The organism is Streptomyces sp. NPDC087787 (assembly GCF_044743035.1).
Taxonomy (GTDB): Bacteria; Actinomycetota; Actinomycetes; order Streptomycetales; family Streptomycetaceae; genus Streptomyces.
Genome location: NZ_JBIUVQ010000022.1, coordinates 100,562 through 115,790, shown reverse-complemented (window position 1 = coordinate 115,790; position 15,229 = coordinate 100,562). Strand labels below are relative to the sequence as shown.

The window sequence follows — 15,229 nt, the reverse complement described above, 5'->3', positions numbered from 1 at the left end:
CGAACGCGATCACGTCCACCTCCTGGTGCACTATCCGCCCAAGGTCGCCGTCTCCAAGCTGGTCAACAGCCTCAAGGGCGTTTCCGCCCGCCGGATACGCCAGGAGTTCACCGGCCAGATCAACCGCGCCCTCATGCACGGGCACCTGTGGTCGCCCTCGTACTTCTCCGCGTCCTGCGGCGGAGCACCGTTGGCGATCGTCCGCCAGTACATCGAACAGCAAAAACGCCCGCTCCAAGGCGCGGGTCAGAGCAGTCCCGAGATGCATTCGTCCCCGGCGTGAACGCCGGGGCCTTCTGCAAGAGTCCCGGTAAGGGCGGGTGTAGAGGAAGTCGGCGGCCAGGAAACCTGTCACCGTCGCCACGGCGGCCGGCCCGAGACCACCGACGACGGCCGCGAGAACGACGGTCAGGAGCGTGCACAGCAGTGCTCCCGCCAGACCGAGACTGCCTCGGGCGGGAAGCACCAGCACCGTCACCACCACAGGAGCGAGCACCGACAGCGCCCAGCCGATCGCGGCGCGCCGGGCCGACAGAGGCGTCCGGCCCCGGTGCGTGGGGCGGACGAGGCGGGGCAGCCGGGCGGTCAGCGGGTGCTTGGACGGCCTGTGCGGCGGGATGACGTGGACCTCCACCGGCCCGGCCGCCCGGACGACTCGGTTGATCACGGAGCCGTACAGCATCTGGTAGCCGTGACTGCGGCGGCTCGCGCCCAGCACGAGCTGGCTCGCCGGCTCCGCGCGCGTGAAGTCGAGGATCGCACGGGCCACGTCCTCGCCGGCGACCTGGACATACCGCCCCCCGAGCTCGGCGAGCAGCCGGCGCTGGCCGCTCAGCCAGGGCGGGTCGGGCTCCTTCAGACCACTGGGGTTACGGACGTGGACGCCGACGAGTTCGGCCCCTGTACCGGTGGCCAGTTGGGCGGCCCGGTGGAGGACTCGATCGCCCTCCGTCTCGCCCGTCAGCGCGGCGACGATCCGCGAGCCGCGTCGGAGCGGTCGGACGGCCCCCGGCCGTGACCTCCCACCGCAGTTCACCACCGATCAGCTGCGCGAGGTCCGCACACAGACGCGGCACCAGACCGGTGACCGGAACCAGGGCACCGACAACCTCCCTCGCTTCGACGTCGAGGGGACCGTGATCGGCCAGCCGGATCCCGACCCGGCCGTCAGCCGTCCCCACGGCCACGGCGGGCGGCTCGCCGTCGGGGCTGCGGCGCAGCGCATGGGCCGCCAGATCGGTCACCACCCGGGTGAGCACCGTGGCATCCGCGATCACGTCCGGGAGATCCTCGGTCATCTCCAGCGTCAGGATGTGCCCGCCCGGCCCGAGGTCGCCGAGCGCGACCGCCATGACCTCATCCATGTCGACCGGTCGCAGATGCACGTCCGGGGCTCCGGCGTGCGCCCGGCTCAGGTACAGCACGTCGCCGACGAGCGCCCCGATCCGGCGAACGGCCGCCGCGGCACCGGCTCCAGCCCCTCGGCCATCTCCAACGTCAGCCGACGGCCGTACGGTTCCACCAGACCGATCACCACATCGGTACCGCGCCCCCTGCGACGCTGCCCCTCGGCCAGCATGGCGTACGTCTTGCCCACCCCGGGAGCCGCTCCCAGGTACACCCGCAGACGCCCACGAGCCACCACCGACCACCTCCCTGCCCCGGTCCCACGGCAGCCCGGCCACCGGTCGCATCCGGCAGCTGATCCACTGCCCATACTGCGACCGCCTGGGCGCGTGCCACGAAGGCCGACCGGAACTGTCACCCCCCCCAAGCAGCCGGTCGATCAGCGCGTCCTTGTCCTCCGGCGCCGTCCTCCCCGCCCGCTTGGCCCGCGAGACCCAGCTCGCCGGCGTCGTCTCGTTGACCCCACGCTACGAGGGCATGGTCAAAGTGATCGAGAAAATCCTCCACCACGGTCGGTGTCACCGAATTCAGCTTCCGCGATCCGATCACCAGGTTGATCTGTGCCCTGAAGTGGCTCGCCAGGGTTTTCGCGGTCGAGTACTCGGTTTTCTTGCGCTGCCGAGGCAACCACGCCTGGGCGCACTCCTCCATCGTCTGCTGCCCCAGTTGACGGCGCGCCTCCGCCACCGAGGGAGCCGTCTTCTTCCGGTTGGCGTAGAGCACCGTCAGCCTTTCGACCGCCGCGTCCTGGGTCCGATACCCGGTTTCCTCTGGCTTTTTCCCCGAGCGTCGCGAAACCGGATGGTGTAGTCGTGCGGGCACCGGCTGGGCTTGGAGCAGTCACAGGGCTCGAAGAAGGAGCCCATGCCGCGGGCGAGCCGGCGGGCCAAGGAGCGACACCTTCCGGAGGACGAGTGAACCAGCGGACCTGGTCCTGCTGACGCGCCCCGCGGTCGGCAAGTCGGGCGCCCGACGGCCGGCGCGCTGCGGATCTTCGGTGCGGCCCCGGGTTCGACGGAGGCGGTCCTGCGCACCGCGTTCCTCACCCAGGAGAAGCCACTGTTCCGGCGCTTCACCGTGGCCGAGACGCTGCGGCTCGGCCACGAGCTGAACCCCCACTGGAACCAGGGGGTCGCCGAGGGCATTGTCCGCGCGGGCCAGGTGCCGCCGGCGGCGAGGATCGGCACCCTGTCCGGCGGTCAGCGCACCCGCGTCGCCTTCGCCCTGGCCTTCGGGAAGTGCCCTGACCTGCTCATCCTCGACGAGCCGATGGCCGACCTGGACCCGCTGGTCCGCCGCGAGCTCATGGCCACGCTGACGGCGGCGGCAGCTGAACGCGGCACGACGGTACTGATCTCCTCGCACATGATCGCCGAGCTGGAACACATCTGCGACTACCTTCTCGTCGTCGCGAACGGTGGCCTGCGTCTCGCGGGCGAGGTGAACGAACTACGGGCGGCACACGCCCTGTTCGCGGTCCCGCCGGGCACCTCGTTCGCGGCCGGGAGCCCGCACCGGGTCATCGGTTCCGAGTCGCCCGGTGTCGAGGGCCGGCCCGGCGTCCTCGTACGGCTCGGCGCCCCGATCCAGCACGGCGGACAGGCCGAGACGCCCACTCTGGAGGAGCTGCTGCTCGCCTACCTGCGCTCACCCGACGCGCCCCCGCCCCGCTCCCACGGCCTCGCGTGCCCTCCGCTGCACCGGTGTCCCTCGACGAGGCGAAGCCCGTCCACCCGGCCGAGATGCGCCTCGAACCGCTGCCTCTGAACTCATGGGCATGAGCAGGTCTTCGGAGCTCTGGTCCAGCACGGCCAACCCCGGTGCTCTGCCCTCTCGGATCCGCCGGGCGATGTCCGCCGGGGCGAAGTGCGCCGGACTCGCAGTGGCCCACGCTTTCCTCTCAGCGGTGAAGGCGTGGGGCAGCAGCGTCCGTTATTCCTCTCGGAGATGCTCATGCGAGGTGCCGAGCCCGTCGGCCGGCTCCGGAAGGGCGTGCAGGCCGTTGAGGCCGAGTAGCGCAGCCGGGCAGGGCGCGTCGGAAAGCTCCGACCCGTGGCGGAGCGGAGCCTCCGCCGTCAGAGAACGCGGCCTGACCGCCGTCGGCTTGGCGGGCGGTAGTGATCTCGCTGGAGCGCCCCATGAGCGTGCTGACCACCTCGACCGGGGTGCCGTCGCGCAGCAGCCGAGTCGCACGGGTGCGCCGCCACCGGTGCGGGTCCAAGCCGATGCTGGTCCGCCGCCGCAGCCGGCGGACCAAGGCGTAGATGGCTGGACAGGCCAACGGCCGGCCCTGCGAATGCCCCCAGAGGTTGACGAAGACGTAGTCGGAGTCGAGGTCGCCGTACTCCCTGTGGAGGACTTCCGCGAACAGTCGCACCAACTCGGCGCTGACCGGGATCGTGCGCTGGGTGACGGACTTGGTGCGGGCGCCGTTCGCGTTCAGCCGGGGCCGCACCGTCACCGTGCGCTCGGCCGCGGCGATGTCCTCGTGCCACAGTCCGAGCGCCTCGACGGTGCGCATCCCGGTGTCCGTAGAGCACGGCGAACAGCAGCCGGTCCCGTAACCGCTCGCAGGCATCGAGGATCTGCCGCACCTCGGTCGCGGTCAGCACCCGGGGCAGCTTGCGCGGCTCCCTGAGGGAGATCGCCCGCCGTGGCGCGGCCATCGACTTGCTGATGTGGTGCAGGAACGGCTTCCACGAGCCCCCGCGGCCCCGGCCGGGCTGCCAGGTCACCAGCAGATCGCCCAGTTCGCCGCCGCCGCGTGCAGCGTGCTGGTAGAACGCGGACAGCTTCCGGTTGATCGTCCGCTCGGTGCACTGCGCTGACACCGCCGGCAGCACCGCCACCTCACCGCCGGCAAGCACCCGCGAGCGTCAGACATACACGCTCACCCTCGAGTTGATCAAAGACGGACGCCTTGACAACCCCAACCTCTCCTAGAAACAGCGGTGTTGCACTACAAGGAACGTGGCCGCCTGCCAGGGCGTGGCCGCCCGACCGGAGGTCACCCGACAGCCCTCTGAGGCCACCCGTTACGTTACGTGCGCTCGGGCAGGCGGCCGCGACCGATACGCCCAGCCGAGTCTGCGGGCCGGCCACCTCGTGCCGACCGCCGGCGGTCCCTCCCGGCCCGGCACGAAGCCCCGTAGCCGAAGAAAGTCTGGATTGCCGTCTCCACATGCTGAGTTACGAGGGCCGCGCCGGGCGTCCCACGCCTCCGGCCCACGATGCAAGGAGCCGGTGCGGGGCCTCTACTGCCTCCCGGATGGCGGCCACCGGGCACCGGCGCACCGGGCGCGGCCCGCCCGCGAAGCGGCCGGAAATTCACGAGACCAAAACCTAGACACCTGTCAATTTTTGGCGTTAGCTTGGCCGCACTTCACCGCTGAAAGGCAGGCCTCGCCGTGCTGCGGAAGGTCCTGGCCTCAATGACGAGGGGATCGACGATGGAACTCGACGGCAGGATCGCGGTCGTCACCGGAGCGGCGTCGGGCATGGGCCTGGCAGCCGTGAAGACCCTGGCCGGAGCCGGTGCCACGGTCTACGGCATGGACCTGCGGCAGGAGGACCTCGACCGCGCGTTCGACGGCCTGGAGCGGGTTCAGGGCCATGCGGCGGACGTGTCCGACTCCGCCGCCGTGAACCGGGTCTTCGCCCGGGTCCGGGAGGACCACGGCCGACTGAACATCCTCGTGAACGCCGCCGGCGTCGCCACACCGAACAAGGCGAAGCAAGCGTGGGTGGACGGGATCAACCACAGGATGACCGAATCCTTCAAGACCGGCGAGGTCTACCACCCGGAGTTCCTGGACGGCATCTCCGACGAGGACTTCGACCGCGTCGTCGCGATCAACCTCAACGGCACCTTCTACACGATCCGTGCCGCCGTACCGCTGCTCAAGGAGAGCGGCAGCGGCACGATCATCAACTTCGCCTCCGTGGCGGGCCTCATCGGCCTGCCGATGCCCGCCTACTACCCGGCGTCCAAGGCCGCGGTCGTGGGCCTCACCAAGGCGGTCGCGGCCGAGCTCGCCCCCTTCGACATCCGGGTCAACGCCCTGGCACCAGCCGGCATCAGGACCCCCATGCTCACGGCGTCCGGCGACGACCACGTCCAGGCACTTCTCGCCCTCCAGCCGCTGAAGCGGCTGGCCGAGCCGGATGAGATCGGCCGCACGGTCCTCTTCCTCGCCTCGGACGCAGCAGGGCACTACACCGGCCAGACACTGGCGCCCTCCGGCGGCGCCCTCATGCTCTGACGCCCTTCACCACATCGGACGGAGAAGAACCAGTGCAGCACACCGAGGCCCCGGAACCCACTGTCGCCCTCACCGACACACCTGGCGTCGAACGCCGCTTCCTCGAGGTCCTTGACGACACCATCCGCGCCGACATCGAGGCCGGCGCCTACCACGGGGCGAACATCATCGTGGCCCGGCACGGCAGCATCGCCCTGCGCGGTACCTACGGACTGGCCGACGTCGAGACCGGCCGCCCGACCCGACGCGACGACGTCTACCGCATCCTGTCCATGTCCAAGGGCTTCACCAACGCCCTGGTCTTCCGGGCCCTCAGCGAGGGCAGGCTGATGCTCTCCACCCGCGTCGTCGACCTCATCCCCGAGTTCTTCGGCACCGAGCCGTTCCGCGCGGCGCGCAAGGACCGGATCAATCTGGCCCACCTGCTCACCCACCGGGCCGGCATGCCCGCCACGCCCAATCCAGGGCTCGGCCCGGAGGGCTTCGCCGTGCTCGCCGATGTCATCGAGGCACTGGCCGGCGTGGACGTCGTGCACGAGCCGGGCACGAACCTGAACTACTCGGCGGCCATCAACCACGCCCTCATGGGCGAGATGGCCCGGCGCGCCTACGGCGCAGCCTCGTTCCGGGAGCTCATGCGGGAGAAGGTCTTCGACCCCGTCGGCATGGCGCACACCCGGTTCGGAATGCCCGAGAAGTGGCGTGACCTGGGCGTGCCGCTGAAGGTCATCGTCGCCAACGACTCCTGGCTCAAGCCCGAGGACATCGAGTGCCTCAACGACGTCATCGACCGCGACGACGCCGAGATGCCGTGGGTCGGCGCCGTATCCACCATCGACGACGTCTTCGCTTTCACCGAGATGCTGCGGAACAAGGGGCGCACCCCTTCCGGGGAGCAGCTCATCGGAGAGTCGGTGCTCGACTTCGCCGTGACCAACCAGACCGGCGACCAGATCAACGACCTCTACGGCATGGTCGCCGCCGCCCGCAAGTGGGACCTCCCGCCGGGGAACATGGGCCTGGGCCTGGCCCTGGCCGGCACCGGGACGCACGCGCGCTTCTTCGGCCCGTTCGTCTCCCCCGGCACTTTCGGCTCCTACGGGGCCGGTTCGTCCCTGCTGTGGGTGGACCCCGTCTCAGGCATGTCCTTCTGCTTCCTCTCCTCCGGAGTGATGGACGAGGGGGACAACGTCGCCCGGTTCCAGAGGCTTTCGTCGATCGCCGCCTCCGCGGCAACCAGCGTCTGACCCGAGAAAGGACCAGGCCATGACGTCACTGCAGGAAGATGTCCGTCCCAAGGGCCGCTGCCCCGTCGCCCACGGATTCGACGCGATGGGCGACGACTACTACCGAGACCCGGCCCGTCACCTGGCCACGGTCCGGGACACCTCGCCGGTGTTCTGGTACCCGCATCTCAACGCGTGGATCGTTACGCGGCGGGACGACTGCCTCACCGTCCTCTCGGACTGGCAGACCTACTCGTCTGCGGCGAACTCGGCCGCGGACGTGCCCGAGAAGCACCGTGGGATCTACCCGCCTGATCTCGTGTCGAAGATGATCGTGGGGCAGGACCCGCCCGGTCACACCGATACTCGTTCCGTGGCCCAGCGGGGCTTCGTCAAGGAGCGGATGGACCGGCTGCAGCCGGAGATCGAGGCCAGGGCCCACCGCATCATCGACCGGTTCGAGAACCAGGGTTCGGCGAATCTGCTCGAGGAGTACTCGCTGGAGCTGACCACCCAGACCATCATGGCGTTGCTGGGTCTCGGCTACGAACACGAGCCGATGATGCGGCAGTTGCGCGACGACCTGTTCGCCGTGCTGTCGTCCGCGCACGAGCCGCTGCCCGAGCCGCGACGCAGCGAGGTGTGGGACCGGTTCGTCGAGGCCAACCTGACGCTGCGTGCCATCGTGGAGGAGCGCCGCGAATCCGACGCCGACGACATCATCTCCGTGATGGCGTCGGCCAGGTCGAAGGACGGCTCGTACGCACTGCCCACACCGCAGATCGCCCTGCACGTCTCCGAGTTCGCCGCGGCCGGCACGGACACCACCGCCCAGGCGATGACCAACGCGGTGATCTTCCTGTCCCAGAACCCGCAGGCGCTGCAGGACGCTCTCACCGAGCCGGAGCTGTGGCCCCGGATCTTCGAGGAGACGGTGCGGCGCCGCCCGTCCTCGACCTTCACCTCCCGCCGGGTGACGCGCGATGTGGAGCTGTCGGGCGTGAAGATCTCCGCCGGTGACATGGTGTGGGTCGCGCTGGCCTCGGCCAACACCGATCCCCGGTACGTCGACCGGCCCTTCGACTTCGACATCCACCGCGCCGATCCCACGGACCATCTGGCCTTCACCGCCGGACGGCACACCTGCCTCGGCAATCCGCTCGCCCGCGTCCAGGGGGCCACGGGTCTGCGCGTGCTCTTCGAGCGGCTGCCGTCGCTGCGTCCGGACGACACCAATGAACTCGACTTCCTGCGCATGGCCCTGCTCCCGGTGCGCCGGTCACTGCACGTGCACTGGGACGTCGCAGACGTCGAGCGGTCCCGGACTCGCACCGTGCGGACACTCGACCTGGAGGTGACGGAACGCGTCGAGGTGTCGGACGGCGTCGTCGCCCTGACGCTGAGCCACCCGGACGGCGGGGACCTGCCGCCGTGGAAGGCCGGAGCCCACATCGATGTCCACGTGCCCGGCGGGAACGACGGGAACGGTGACCGGTGGGTGCGTCAGTACTCGCTGGCCTCCGACCCCGAGGACCACACCACGTACCGCATCGGTGTGCTGCGGGAGCCGTCCGGCCGGGGCGGGTCGGCGGCGGTGCACGACGTGCTGGTCACCGGATCCCGGGTCACCGTGTCCTGGCCGCGCAACAACTTCCGGCTGCTGCCCTCACCCCGCTACCTGTTCATCGCCGGCGGCATCGGCATCACTCCGGTTCTGCCCATGATCCGGGAGGCCGAGCGTGCCGGCGCCGAGTGGGAGCTCGTCTACGGCGGGCGCACCCACGCGTCGATGGCCTTCCGCGACGAGCTGGCCACCCACGGCGACCGGGTCACGCTGGTCCCGCAGGACCGGCACGGGCTGATCGACCTGGCCGGTCTGCTCGGTGCCGTGCGCGAGGGCACGCTCGTCTACGCGTGCGGCCCCGAGCCCCTGCTGCGCGCCGTCGAGGAGAACACCGCCCACTGGCCGAAGAACTCCCTGCGCATGGAGCGGTTCGCCCCGAAGCCCGTGGAGCGCACCGTTCCCGACACCCCGTTCCAGGTGGAGTTCGATGAGTCCGGAACGGTCGTCGAGGTCGGCCCGGACGAGACGATCCTCGAGGCCGCGGAAAGGGCCGGAATGCCCGTGGTGTCCTCGTGCAAGACCGGTACCTGCGGGACCTGCGAGACGCCCATCGTCTCCGGCCGCGCCGACCACCGGGACTCGATCCTCACCGCGTCGGAGCAGGAGGCCAACCAGACCATGCTGATCTGTGTGTCCCGGGCCGAGGCCGGATGCCCGCGCCTGGTGCTGGGCGGCTGACGGCGGACCAGCTCGCTCCCTCGCACACTCCGTCGGGAAACCCGTGCCGGGTTTCCCGACGGAGTCACGTCACGCTCGGTCGTCGAACAGTTGGGACCACTGCCGGGCCAACGCGGTGAGGATGAGTTCCTCCTGCTCCTTGTACCCGCGGATGTACATGAAGTAGAAATTGCGTTCCAGGCTCATCATGAGCGTGGCCATGTGAACTTCGCGTTCCTTCCGCTCGTCCTCCGTCGCGCCCTCCCGGTCGAGCGCCGCCTGGGCCGACGAGATGCGCCGGATCAGACTCAGCCACTCTTCGAGCACGTCCTGGTCTATGGCCATCGCCTGGTTGACGGCCTCGAACTCCGTGGCATAGCGCGCCCACATCCCGCGGGCGATCCCCAGCCATTCACGCAGGGCCTCAGGGGTGTGCGCCGGCATTCCGTCCAGCACTCCGTACAACTCGGCCACCTCGGCCTCGATCTCGGTCATGCGGGCCCTGATGATCTGGGACTTGCTGCTGAAGTACAGGTAGAGATTGGCCCGGCTGCTGCTGGCCGCGGCCGCGATCTGGGCCATGGACGTGCTCTCGTAGCCGCGGTCCTTGAACAGACGCAAGGCCTCGTCGACGAAACGCTGGCGCGTGGCGATGCTCTTGGCCGTGCGGTTGGTTGCCATACGGAGTACCTGGCTCACAGGGAGAAGCTGACAGATCGAGGAACACCCATGCGCGGACCTGAGCCGCGTGCGGTCACCTGGCGCCCACTTCCGGCAGGCGGCAGTCGGCACTGCCGGTGAAGTCTAGTGCCGAATCAGGCAACGTTTCCCTGTTGTGATGTGACGCGCAGTCCGGGGTCCTTCTCGGTGCGGGCACCGCGCGCACCGACGGTTGGGAGGCATTTCCGGCCGGTTCCCGTACCCGCTCTCCATCAGCGTACTGCCTCCGCGAAGTCGGATCTCGTCCAGGGCGGCGGGTGGCCCGAACGGACGATACGCACACACCGACCTGGCCGGCGTGATGCCACCCCGCCCAGGCGCTCGCGCTTGCCGCCAACGCGCTCGCGGGGCTCGGTGGACGCGTCCATGCAGGCCGGATCGTGTTGACAGGTGGCCTTGCCGATGCGGTTCCCATCCATGCGGGCGAGACGACCCTGATCAGCGCGTCGGGAGCCATCGCCGGCGCCCTGGGCGCCTACCTGGTGCTCTACCCGAGGGTACGGGTCTGGATCCTCGTCCCCTTCCTCCTCTTCCTGCCGCTGCGGCTTCCGGCCTGGGTCGTACTGGGCTTCTGGTTCGTCCTCCAGGCGTTCTACTCCACCGGCGAGGCCGTCGCCGAGTCGGGCACCGTGGCGTACACCGCCCACGTCGTCGGCTTCATCGTGGGCATGATCCTCGCCTGGCCCCTCAAACCGGGCACTCCCCCACCACCCGAACCGCGCGGCATCCCCTTCGGACGACAGACGCGACGAGCCCGGTAGGGCCACACGCCAGAGGCCGGGCAACGCGAGGACAGCCTGGATTGTTGCCGATTTTTTGAGCCTCCAGCAGGGCTCCGCTGACTCATCGCCGACTTTCCTGACACGCGGTCAGGCGATAAGCGCCCCACCTTCGAGCGGAGAGCAAACAGAGGGCAGGGTTCTCGCGTACCCGATGGGATGCCGAAAATCCGATCAACCCTCACACCGTTCACTGTCAGGTCATACCGAACCTGAGCGACCGTCATGAATCACTCGCGAACCGCTGACTTCGGCGCGGGAGTGACCGCCCGGGGTGCCGGTGGCAACCGTCACGTCTGCACCTGCTCAGCAGGCCTTGTGAAGGAGTCGGTGTGTTCGGCCATTGCATGGTCACACTGGTGAAGGCGCATTTCGCTCTGCCTCCCGTCCGGCGCTTGGGGACTGGTCGCCTCATGGTCGGCATGCTTTGATCCTTCGCGTAGCGCCAACTCGCGGACACGAATTCCGGTAACGGGAGCCGAGCGAGCGGACGCTGTCATTCAAAAGTGCTCATTCGAAGGGAACCGCGCGTGATGAACTCCGCCCCCCAGGTTGCGACAGCCGAGATCTCCGACGCTGAGCTGGACAACGTCTCCGGCGGCCTCGCGGTCGGCGGCTCCGGCGCTCTCTGTGTCGAGACCCCGATCGCAACCGTCACCTCCGGCGTCCTGGCCATCGCCTCCCCCGAGGGCGTTGCGGTGAGCACGGCCCTCCACACCGCCGCTCACTGACAGCGGCGATCAGCTACCGATGGGTTCCGGATCACCTGATCCGGAACCCATCGTGGTCTTTGCCGCGCAGTCGGCGGAAGGGACCCCACTTCCACGGCTGGGCGTGGGACGCATTTGGGCGCGTGGGGCGTAGGGCGCGCAGCGGTGCTGGACGCGGCCACACCCCGGACCGGATGCCGCGCACAGTCCTTCCCACCACCCGGCGAGTGGCTGCGCGCTGCCCGGCCATGGAGCCGGCCACAGCCCCCGCAACCCTGCCAGACCCCGACCACGTGGCCGCGAGGTCGGCGGGTCGTCGGCTGAAAGCGGGACATTCCGGTGGGTCAGCCCGGCGCATCAAGCCCCCGCTTCCCTGCGAGTCACATGTGGAGTAGCGCAATCCAGTTCAGGAACTTGGCGATCTTGTAGGGTTGGGCCGCCACCCGTGACACGCAAGACCTGGAACGCGTGGGCGGCGCCCCGGCGGCTCACGCCGCCTGCAGTCCGGGGGAGGTACGCGGACGGCACCAAGACAGGGGCGGGGCCGTTCATCCCCCTGGCGGGCACGCCACCTGTTCACCTCGCAGCGTTTCGAGCGGAGTTCACATGCAGCGCCATGACATGCCCATGATTTCGGCGACGGTGGCGTTCTCCTCCGCGTGAGCGGCCGGCAAGGCATCTGCCGTCCGTCCGTGCCCCGCTCAGTGAAAGCCGCCACGTCGTGACCGTCTCCTTGTACGACGCCGAGCCAGCCGGCCGGCACGCCGCCCTCCCTGCGGGCGGCCTGTTCCGGCGGGTCTACGCACCCCGCGCGTGCGACGCCCTCGCCTATTCCATGTCGACCTATGCCATGCCGCTCGTCGTGCTGGCCACCACCGGCTCCGCCTCCCTGACGGGCCTGGCGTTCGCGCTGGAGTGGATACCCCGGGTGGCCGCGTTCGGCTTCGCCGGCACCCTGGTCGACCGCAGCGGCGCGGCGATCGTGTGCTTCATCGCCTCGCTCGCCCGCGCCCTGCTGGTGGCGGGCGCCGCTGCCGTACTGGTCGTCCTGCCGCCGGGTACGGCCGAGACGGTCACCGTCATGGCACTGGCCGCTGTGACCGGGGCGCTGACACAGTTCAGCTTCATCGCCAACGAAGCGGTCGGCGCCGTCGTCAGCCGCCGCACCAACGGGCAGACCCACAAGGTGCAGTCGGTGCTGATCGGCATCGACCAGACGGCCACCCTCATAGGCCCCGCGCTGGGCGGCGTCCTGCTGCTCACCGGCCCGACGCGCATGCTGGCGTGCTTGAGCGTGCTGTCCTTCCTGTCCGCCGCCCTCGCCCTGCAGACCCCGCCCACGCCCCTGCGCGCCGCCCGCCGTGGCGGCCCGGCGCCGGGCGGTGGCCTGCGGGAAGGATGGCAGACCCTGCGCTCCCTGCCGTCCCTGCGCCGGCTCGTGGCCGGACTGGCCTGCTCCAACCTCACCCTCGGGCTGCTGCAATCGGCCAGCCCCATCATCGTGGAGGACCGCTTCGGCCACTCCGCGGCCGCCGCCGGCGCGCTCTGGTCCATCGCCGCGGCCGCCACCCTGGTCGCGGTCGCCTGCTGCCGGACCGGCCTCGACCGGCTGGGCCTGTGGGGGGTCGGCGCCATCAGCGCGACCCTCGCGGCCGCCGCCTGCCTCGCCGTACCCCAAGCCCCCTCCTGCACCGGCTACGTGACCCTCGTGGCCCTCTTCATGGCCGCCGACGGAGGGCTCACCGTCGTCCTGCGCACCCTCCGCTCACAGGTCATCCCACCCGCAGCCTTCGGCACGACCCTCTCCCTGACCATCCTGCTCCTCCTGCTGCCCTTCCCCGTCGCAGGCATCCTGCTCGCCCTCACCCCGCCGCCGTACCTGAACAACCTCATCGGAGCGTGTGCCCTGCTGCAGGCACTCACCCTGCTCCTCACCTTCATGCGACTGCGCAACGACCCCGCCCTCCGAGCCGGGACATCACCATCCCGCCACAATGCCTGACCTGCCCATTCAGCAGTCCCAGCCCGTATGGCGGCGGGTCCAGGATCCCGGCAGAACAGCCGGCTGGAGCAAGCGTCACTCTGCGTGGTCGCCCGGTCGAACTGGTGGGCGGGTTCTGATAGCCTGCCGTGATCTTGGAAATGGGACCCCCGTCGGTGTGCGCCGGCGGCCCGGCTACCGCGCGGCCGCTGCCCTTGACCGGGCGGTATCTCATCGCGTGAACGAGAGAAACCCTGGTGCCCCCGGCCTGGCAGGGTACGGTCCTGGCAGTCCACTTGGAGGGCGTTCAGCGTGCTGTTGGCGGCTCGGTACCAGCTCGAGGAGCTTCTCGGCCGAGGGGGGATGGGAGAGGTCTGGCGCGCGCGAGACGAGGTCCTTGGCCGTCCGGTCGCGGTCAAGCTGCTCCTGGCCGGCGGCATCGACCCGTCGGCCGCGGCCCGCTTCCGGCAGGAGGCGCAGACGACCGCGCGTCTGAACCACCCCAACATCGTCGCCATCTACGACTTCGGCCAGGCCGACGACCGTCTGTACCTGGTCATGGAAATCGTCCAGGGGTACAGCCTGGCCGACCGGCTGGCCTCAGCGGGGGCGCTCACACCCCGCGAGGTGGCCGCCATCGGCAGCCAGACCGCCTCAGGCCTGGCCGCAGCACACCGGCAGAACGTCATCCACCGTGACATCAAGCCCGCCAACCTCCTGCTCACCCCCGACGGCACGGTCAAGGTGGTGGACTTCGGTATCGCCCGCCTCGCCGACGACACGGCGGCCGGGCTCACCAGCGCAGGCATGATCGTGGGCTCCGTCTCCTACCTCGCCCCGGAACGAGCCCTCGGAAAGGACGCCGGCCCGGCCTCCGACATGTACGCCCTCGGCTGCGTCCTGTACGAACTCATCGTGGGATACTCCCCCTTCCGCGCGGACACCCCGACCGCACTGCTCTACCAGCACGTCCAGGAACTGCCCGCACCACCACGCAGCATGGGCGTGGAGCTTCCGGCGGAGCTCGAACAACTCATCCTGGCGCTGCTCGCCAAGGAACCGGAAGCGCGCCCCGACGCCGAACAGGTCGCGGACTGGCTGTCCGCTCCGGAAAGGTGGAGCGCGGCCGCGACGGCACAGCCCACACCACCGCCGCCCTCACGACAGGCCGCCGCGGTGGGGCGCACGGCCGTGCTGCCGGCTCCTGCCGCACGACGATCCCGCAGGCGTGACTCCCGGTCGCGCACGGTCGCCATCTCGGGACTCGCAGCGGCCGCCCTCGCGACCGCGGGATATCTCCTCTTCCAGCCGGACTCCGCACAGGTGGCCGCTGCCGACCCCCCTGCCACGGCCCAGGGAGCGACGCCGTCCACCACCGACCCCGCTTCCTCGTCGCCCGCCGGCTCAGCTGCTTCTCCTCCGCCGAGCCCGCTTGCTGCGTCGGGCGTTGCCGTCGACACGCCCGCAGCGTTGTCCAACGACCCCGGGGTGCTGTTCGGCCAGGTGTCCCAGGAGCTGAGCACTGCCGCCGGCGAAGGTCGGCTCGACCCGCGCCTCGCCGACGATCTGGAACACAAGGTCTCCCAGGCCCGGGGCAAGCTGGCTGAGGGCAGGGAGAAGGGGAAGGACAAGACCAAGGACGTTCGCAAACGGGTCCGCGACATCCGGCACAAACTCGCCGACGCCGAGAAGCGCCAGGAGTTCACCAGTACCCCCGAGTTCGACCGGCTCCTCGATCACCTCGCATCCGTGGTCGGGGAAACCGACTAGGCGATCAGGTCTGGGCGCGGCCCGAACGGGGTGGGAGATCGGCCGGCGGGCGCCCTCGATCCCACCCAGCCGCTGGGCTGCCACCCACGCCGG

12 protein-coding genes and 3 pseudogenes are annotated in these 15,229 nt (G+C 69.9%); 9 read left to right on the top strand and 6 right to left on the bottom strand.

Annotation, left to right across the window (positions count from 1 at the left end):
• On the top strand, nt 1-283 hold a 283-nt coding region (tnpA, locus tag ACIOWN_RS29305), incomplete at its 5' end, for an IS200/IS605 family transposase (RefSeq protein ID WP_401983779.1).
• A gap of 36 nt (nt 284-319) precedes the next feature.
• Here tnpA and ACIOWN_RS29300 read toward each other — a convergent pair.
• The 4 genes and pseudogenes from ACIOWN_RS29300 to ACIOWN_RS29285 all read right to left on the bottom strand — a co-directional run.
• Nucleotides 320-964, bottom strand: a pseudogene (locus ACIOWN_RS29300) (universal stress protein); the annotation flags it as partial.
• A complete protein-coding gene (locus ACIOWN_RS29295; protein WP_362352443.1) occupies nt 870-1,424 on the bottom strand; it encodes a hypothetical protein in 555 nt (184 codons plus the stop codon). The gene ACIOWN_RS29295 and the pseudogene ACIOWN_RS29300, both read right to left, overlap by 95 nt.
• 23 nt (nt 1,425-1,447) lie before the next feature.
• Nucleotides 1,448-1,642, bottom strand: a pseudogene (locus tag ACIOWN_RS29290) (pressure sensor protein); the annotation flags it as partial.
• A 119-nt stretch (nt 1,643-1,761) separates the two neighbouring features.
• Complete coding sequence (locus tag ACIOWN_RS29285; protein WP_401983777.1) at nt 1,762-2,229, bottom strand: hypothetical protein; 468 nt, start codon at nt 2,227-2,229, stop codon at nt 1,762-1,764.
• A 147-nt stretch (nt 2,230-2,376) separates the two neighbouring features.
• Here ACIOWN_RS29285 and ACIOWN_RS29280 point away from each other — a divergent pair.
• Nucleotides 2,377-3,174: pseudogene (locus tag ACIOWN_RS29280) on the top strand (ATP-binding cassette domain-containing protein); the annotation flags it as partial.
• Nucleotides 3,175-3,358: 184 nt separating this feature from the next.
• Here ACIOWN_RS29280 and ACIOWN_RS29275 read toward each other — a convergent pair.
• A complete protein-coding gene (locus ACIOWN_RS29275; RefSeq protein WP_362352072.1) occupies nt 3,359-3,928 on the bottom strand; it encodes a tyrosine-type recombinase/integrase in 570 nt (189 codons plus the stop codon).
• A 910-nt stretch (nt 3,929-4,838) separates the two neighbouring features.
• Between ACIOWN_RS29275 and ACIOWN_RS29270 the strand changes: the two genes are divergently transcribed.
• Genes ACIOWN_RS29270 through ACIOWN_RS29260 form a run of 3 tightly spaced genes read left to right on the top strand, consistent with a single transcriptional unit; the run spans nt 4,839 to nt 9,197 of the window.
• A complete protein-coding gene (locus ACIOWN_RS29270) occupies nt 4,839-5,669 on the top strand; it encodes an SDR family NAD(P)-dependent oxidoreductase (RefSeq protein ID WP_362352075.1) in 831 nt (276 codons plus the stop codon).
• A gap of 32 nt (nt 5,670-5,701) precedes the next feature.
• Nucleotides 5,702-6,916 (top strand): serine hydrolase domain-containing protein, encoded by a 1,215-nt coding sequence (locus ACIOWN_RS29265; RefSeq protein ID WP_362352078.1) that lies wholly within the window; start codon nt 5,702-5,704, stop codon nt 6,914-6,916.
• A 19-nt stretch (nt 6,917-6,935) separates the two neighbouring features.
• On the top strand, nt 6,936-9,197 hold the full coding sequence (locus ACIOWN_RS29260) for a cytochrome P450 (protein ID WP_362352081.1): 2,262 nt from the start codon (nt 6,936-6,938) through the stop codon (nt 9,195-9,197).
• A gap of 69 nt (nt 9,198-9,266) precedes the next feature.
• On the opposite strand, the gene ACIOWN_RS29255 is transcribed toward ACIOWN_RS29260, so the two are convergent.
• The gene (locus tag ACIOWN_RS29255) at nt 9,267-9,857 is read right to left on the bottom strand and encodes a TetR family transcriptional regulator (protein ID WP_362352084.1); all 591 of its coding nucleotides are present in this window, start codon (nt 9,855-9,857) and stop codon (nt 9,267-9,269) included.
• Between the two features lie 416 nt (nt 9,858-10,273).
• Here ACIOWN_RS29255 and ACIOWN_RS29250 point away from each other — a divergent pair, with 416 nt between their 5' ends.
• From ACIOWN_RS29250 to ACIOWN_RS29235, 4 genes are all read left to right on the top strand, one after another.
• Nucleotides 10,274-10,657: a rhomboid family intramembrane serine protease gene (locus ACIOWN_RS29250; RefSeq protein ID WP_362352429.1), complete on the top strand. Its 384-nt coding sequence runs from the start codon at nt 10,274-10,276 to the stop codon at nt 10,655-10,657.
• 551 nt (nt 10,658-11,208) lie between these two features.
• Nucleotides 11,209-11,406 carry a type A2 lantipeptide gene (locus ACIOWN_RS29245; protein ID WP_362352087.1) on the top strand — a complete coding sequence of 66 codons (198 nt, stop codon included), beginning with the start codon at nt 11,209-11,211 and terminating at the stop codon, nt 11,404-11,406.
• A gap of 700 nt (nt 11,407-12,106) precedes the next feature.
• On the top strand, nt 12,107-13,387 hold the full coding sequence (locus ACIOWN_RS29240) for an MFS transporter (RefSeq protein WP_362352090.1): 1,281 nt from the start codon (nt 12,107-12,109) through the stop codon (nt 13,385-13,387).
• A gap of 291 nt (nt 13,388-13,678) precedes the next feature.
• Entirely contained in the window at nt 13,679-15,136 is a 1,458-nt protein-coding gene (locus tag ACIOWN_RS29235; protein ID WP_362352093.1) for a serine/threonine-protein kinase, read from the top strand.
• Nucleotides 15,137-15,229: the final 93 nt, after the last annotated feature.

Coding starts and splice junctions, on each gene's coding strand:
- ACIOWN_RS29275 (WP_362352072.1), bottom strand. CDS start 3,928: ATGCGCACCGTCGAGGCGCTCGGACTGTGGCACGAGGACATCGCCGCG.
- ACIOWN_RS29270 (WP_362352075.1), top strand. CDS start 4,839: ATGACGAGGGGATCGACGATGGAACTCGACGGCAGGATCGCGGTCGTC.
- ACIOWN_RS29260 (WP_362352081.1), top strand. CDS start 6,936: ATGACGTCACTGCAGGAAGATGTCCGTCCCAAGGGCCGCTGCCCCGTC.
- ACIOWN_RS29255 (WP_362352084.1), bottom strand. CDS start 9,857: ATGGCAACCAACCGCACGGCCAAGAGCATCGCCACGCGCCAGCGTTTC.
- ACIOWN_RS29245 (WP_362352087.1), top strand. CDS start 11,209: ATGAACTCCGCCCCCCAGGTTGCGACAGCCGAGATCTCCGACGCTGAG.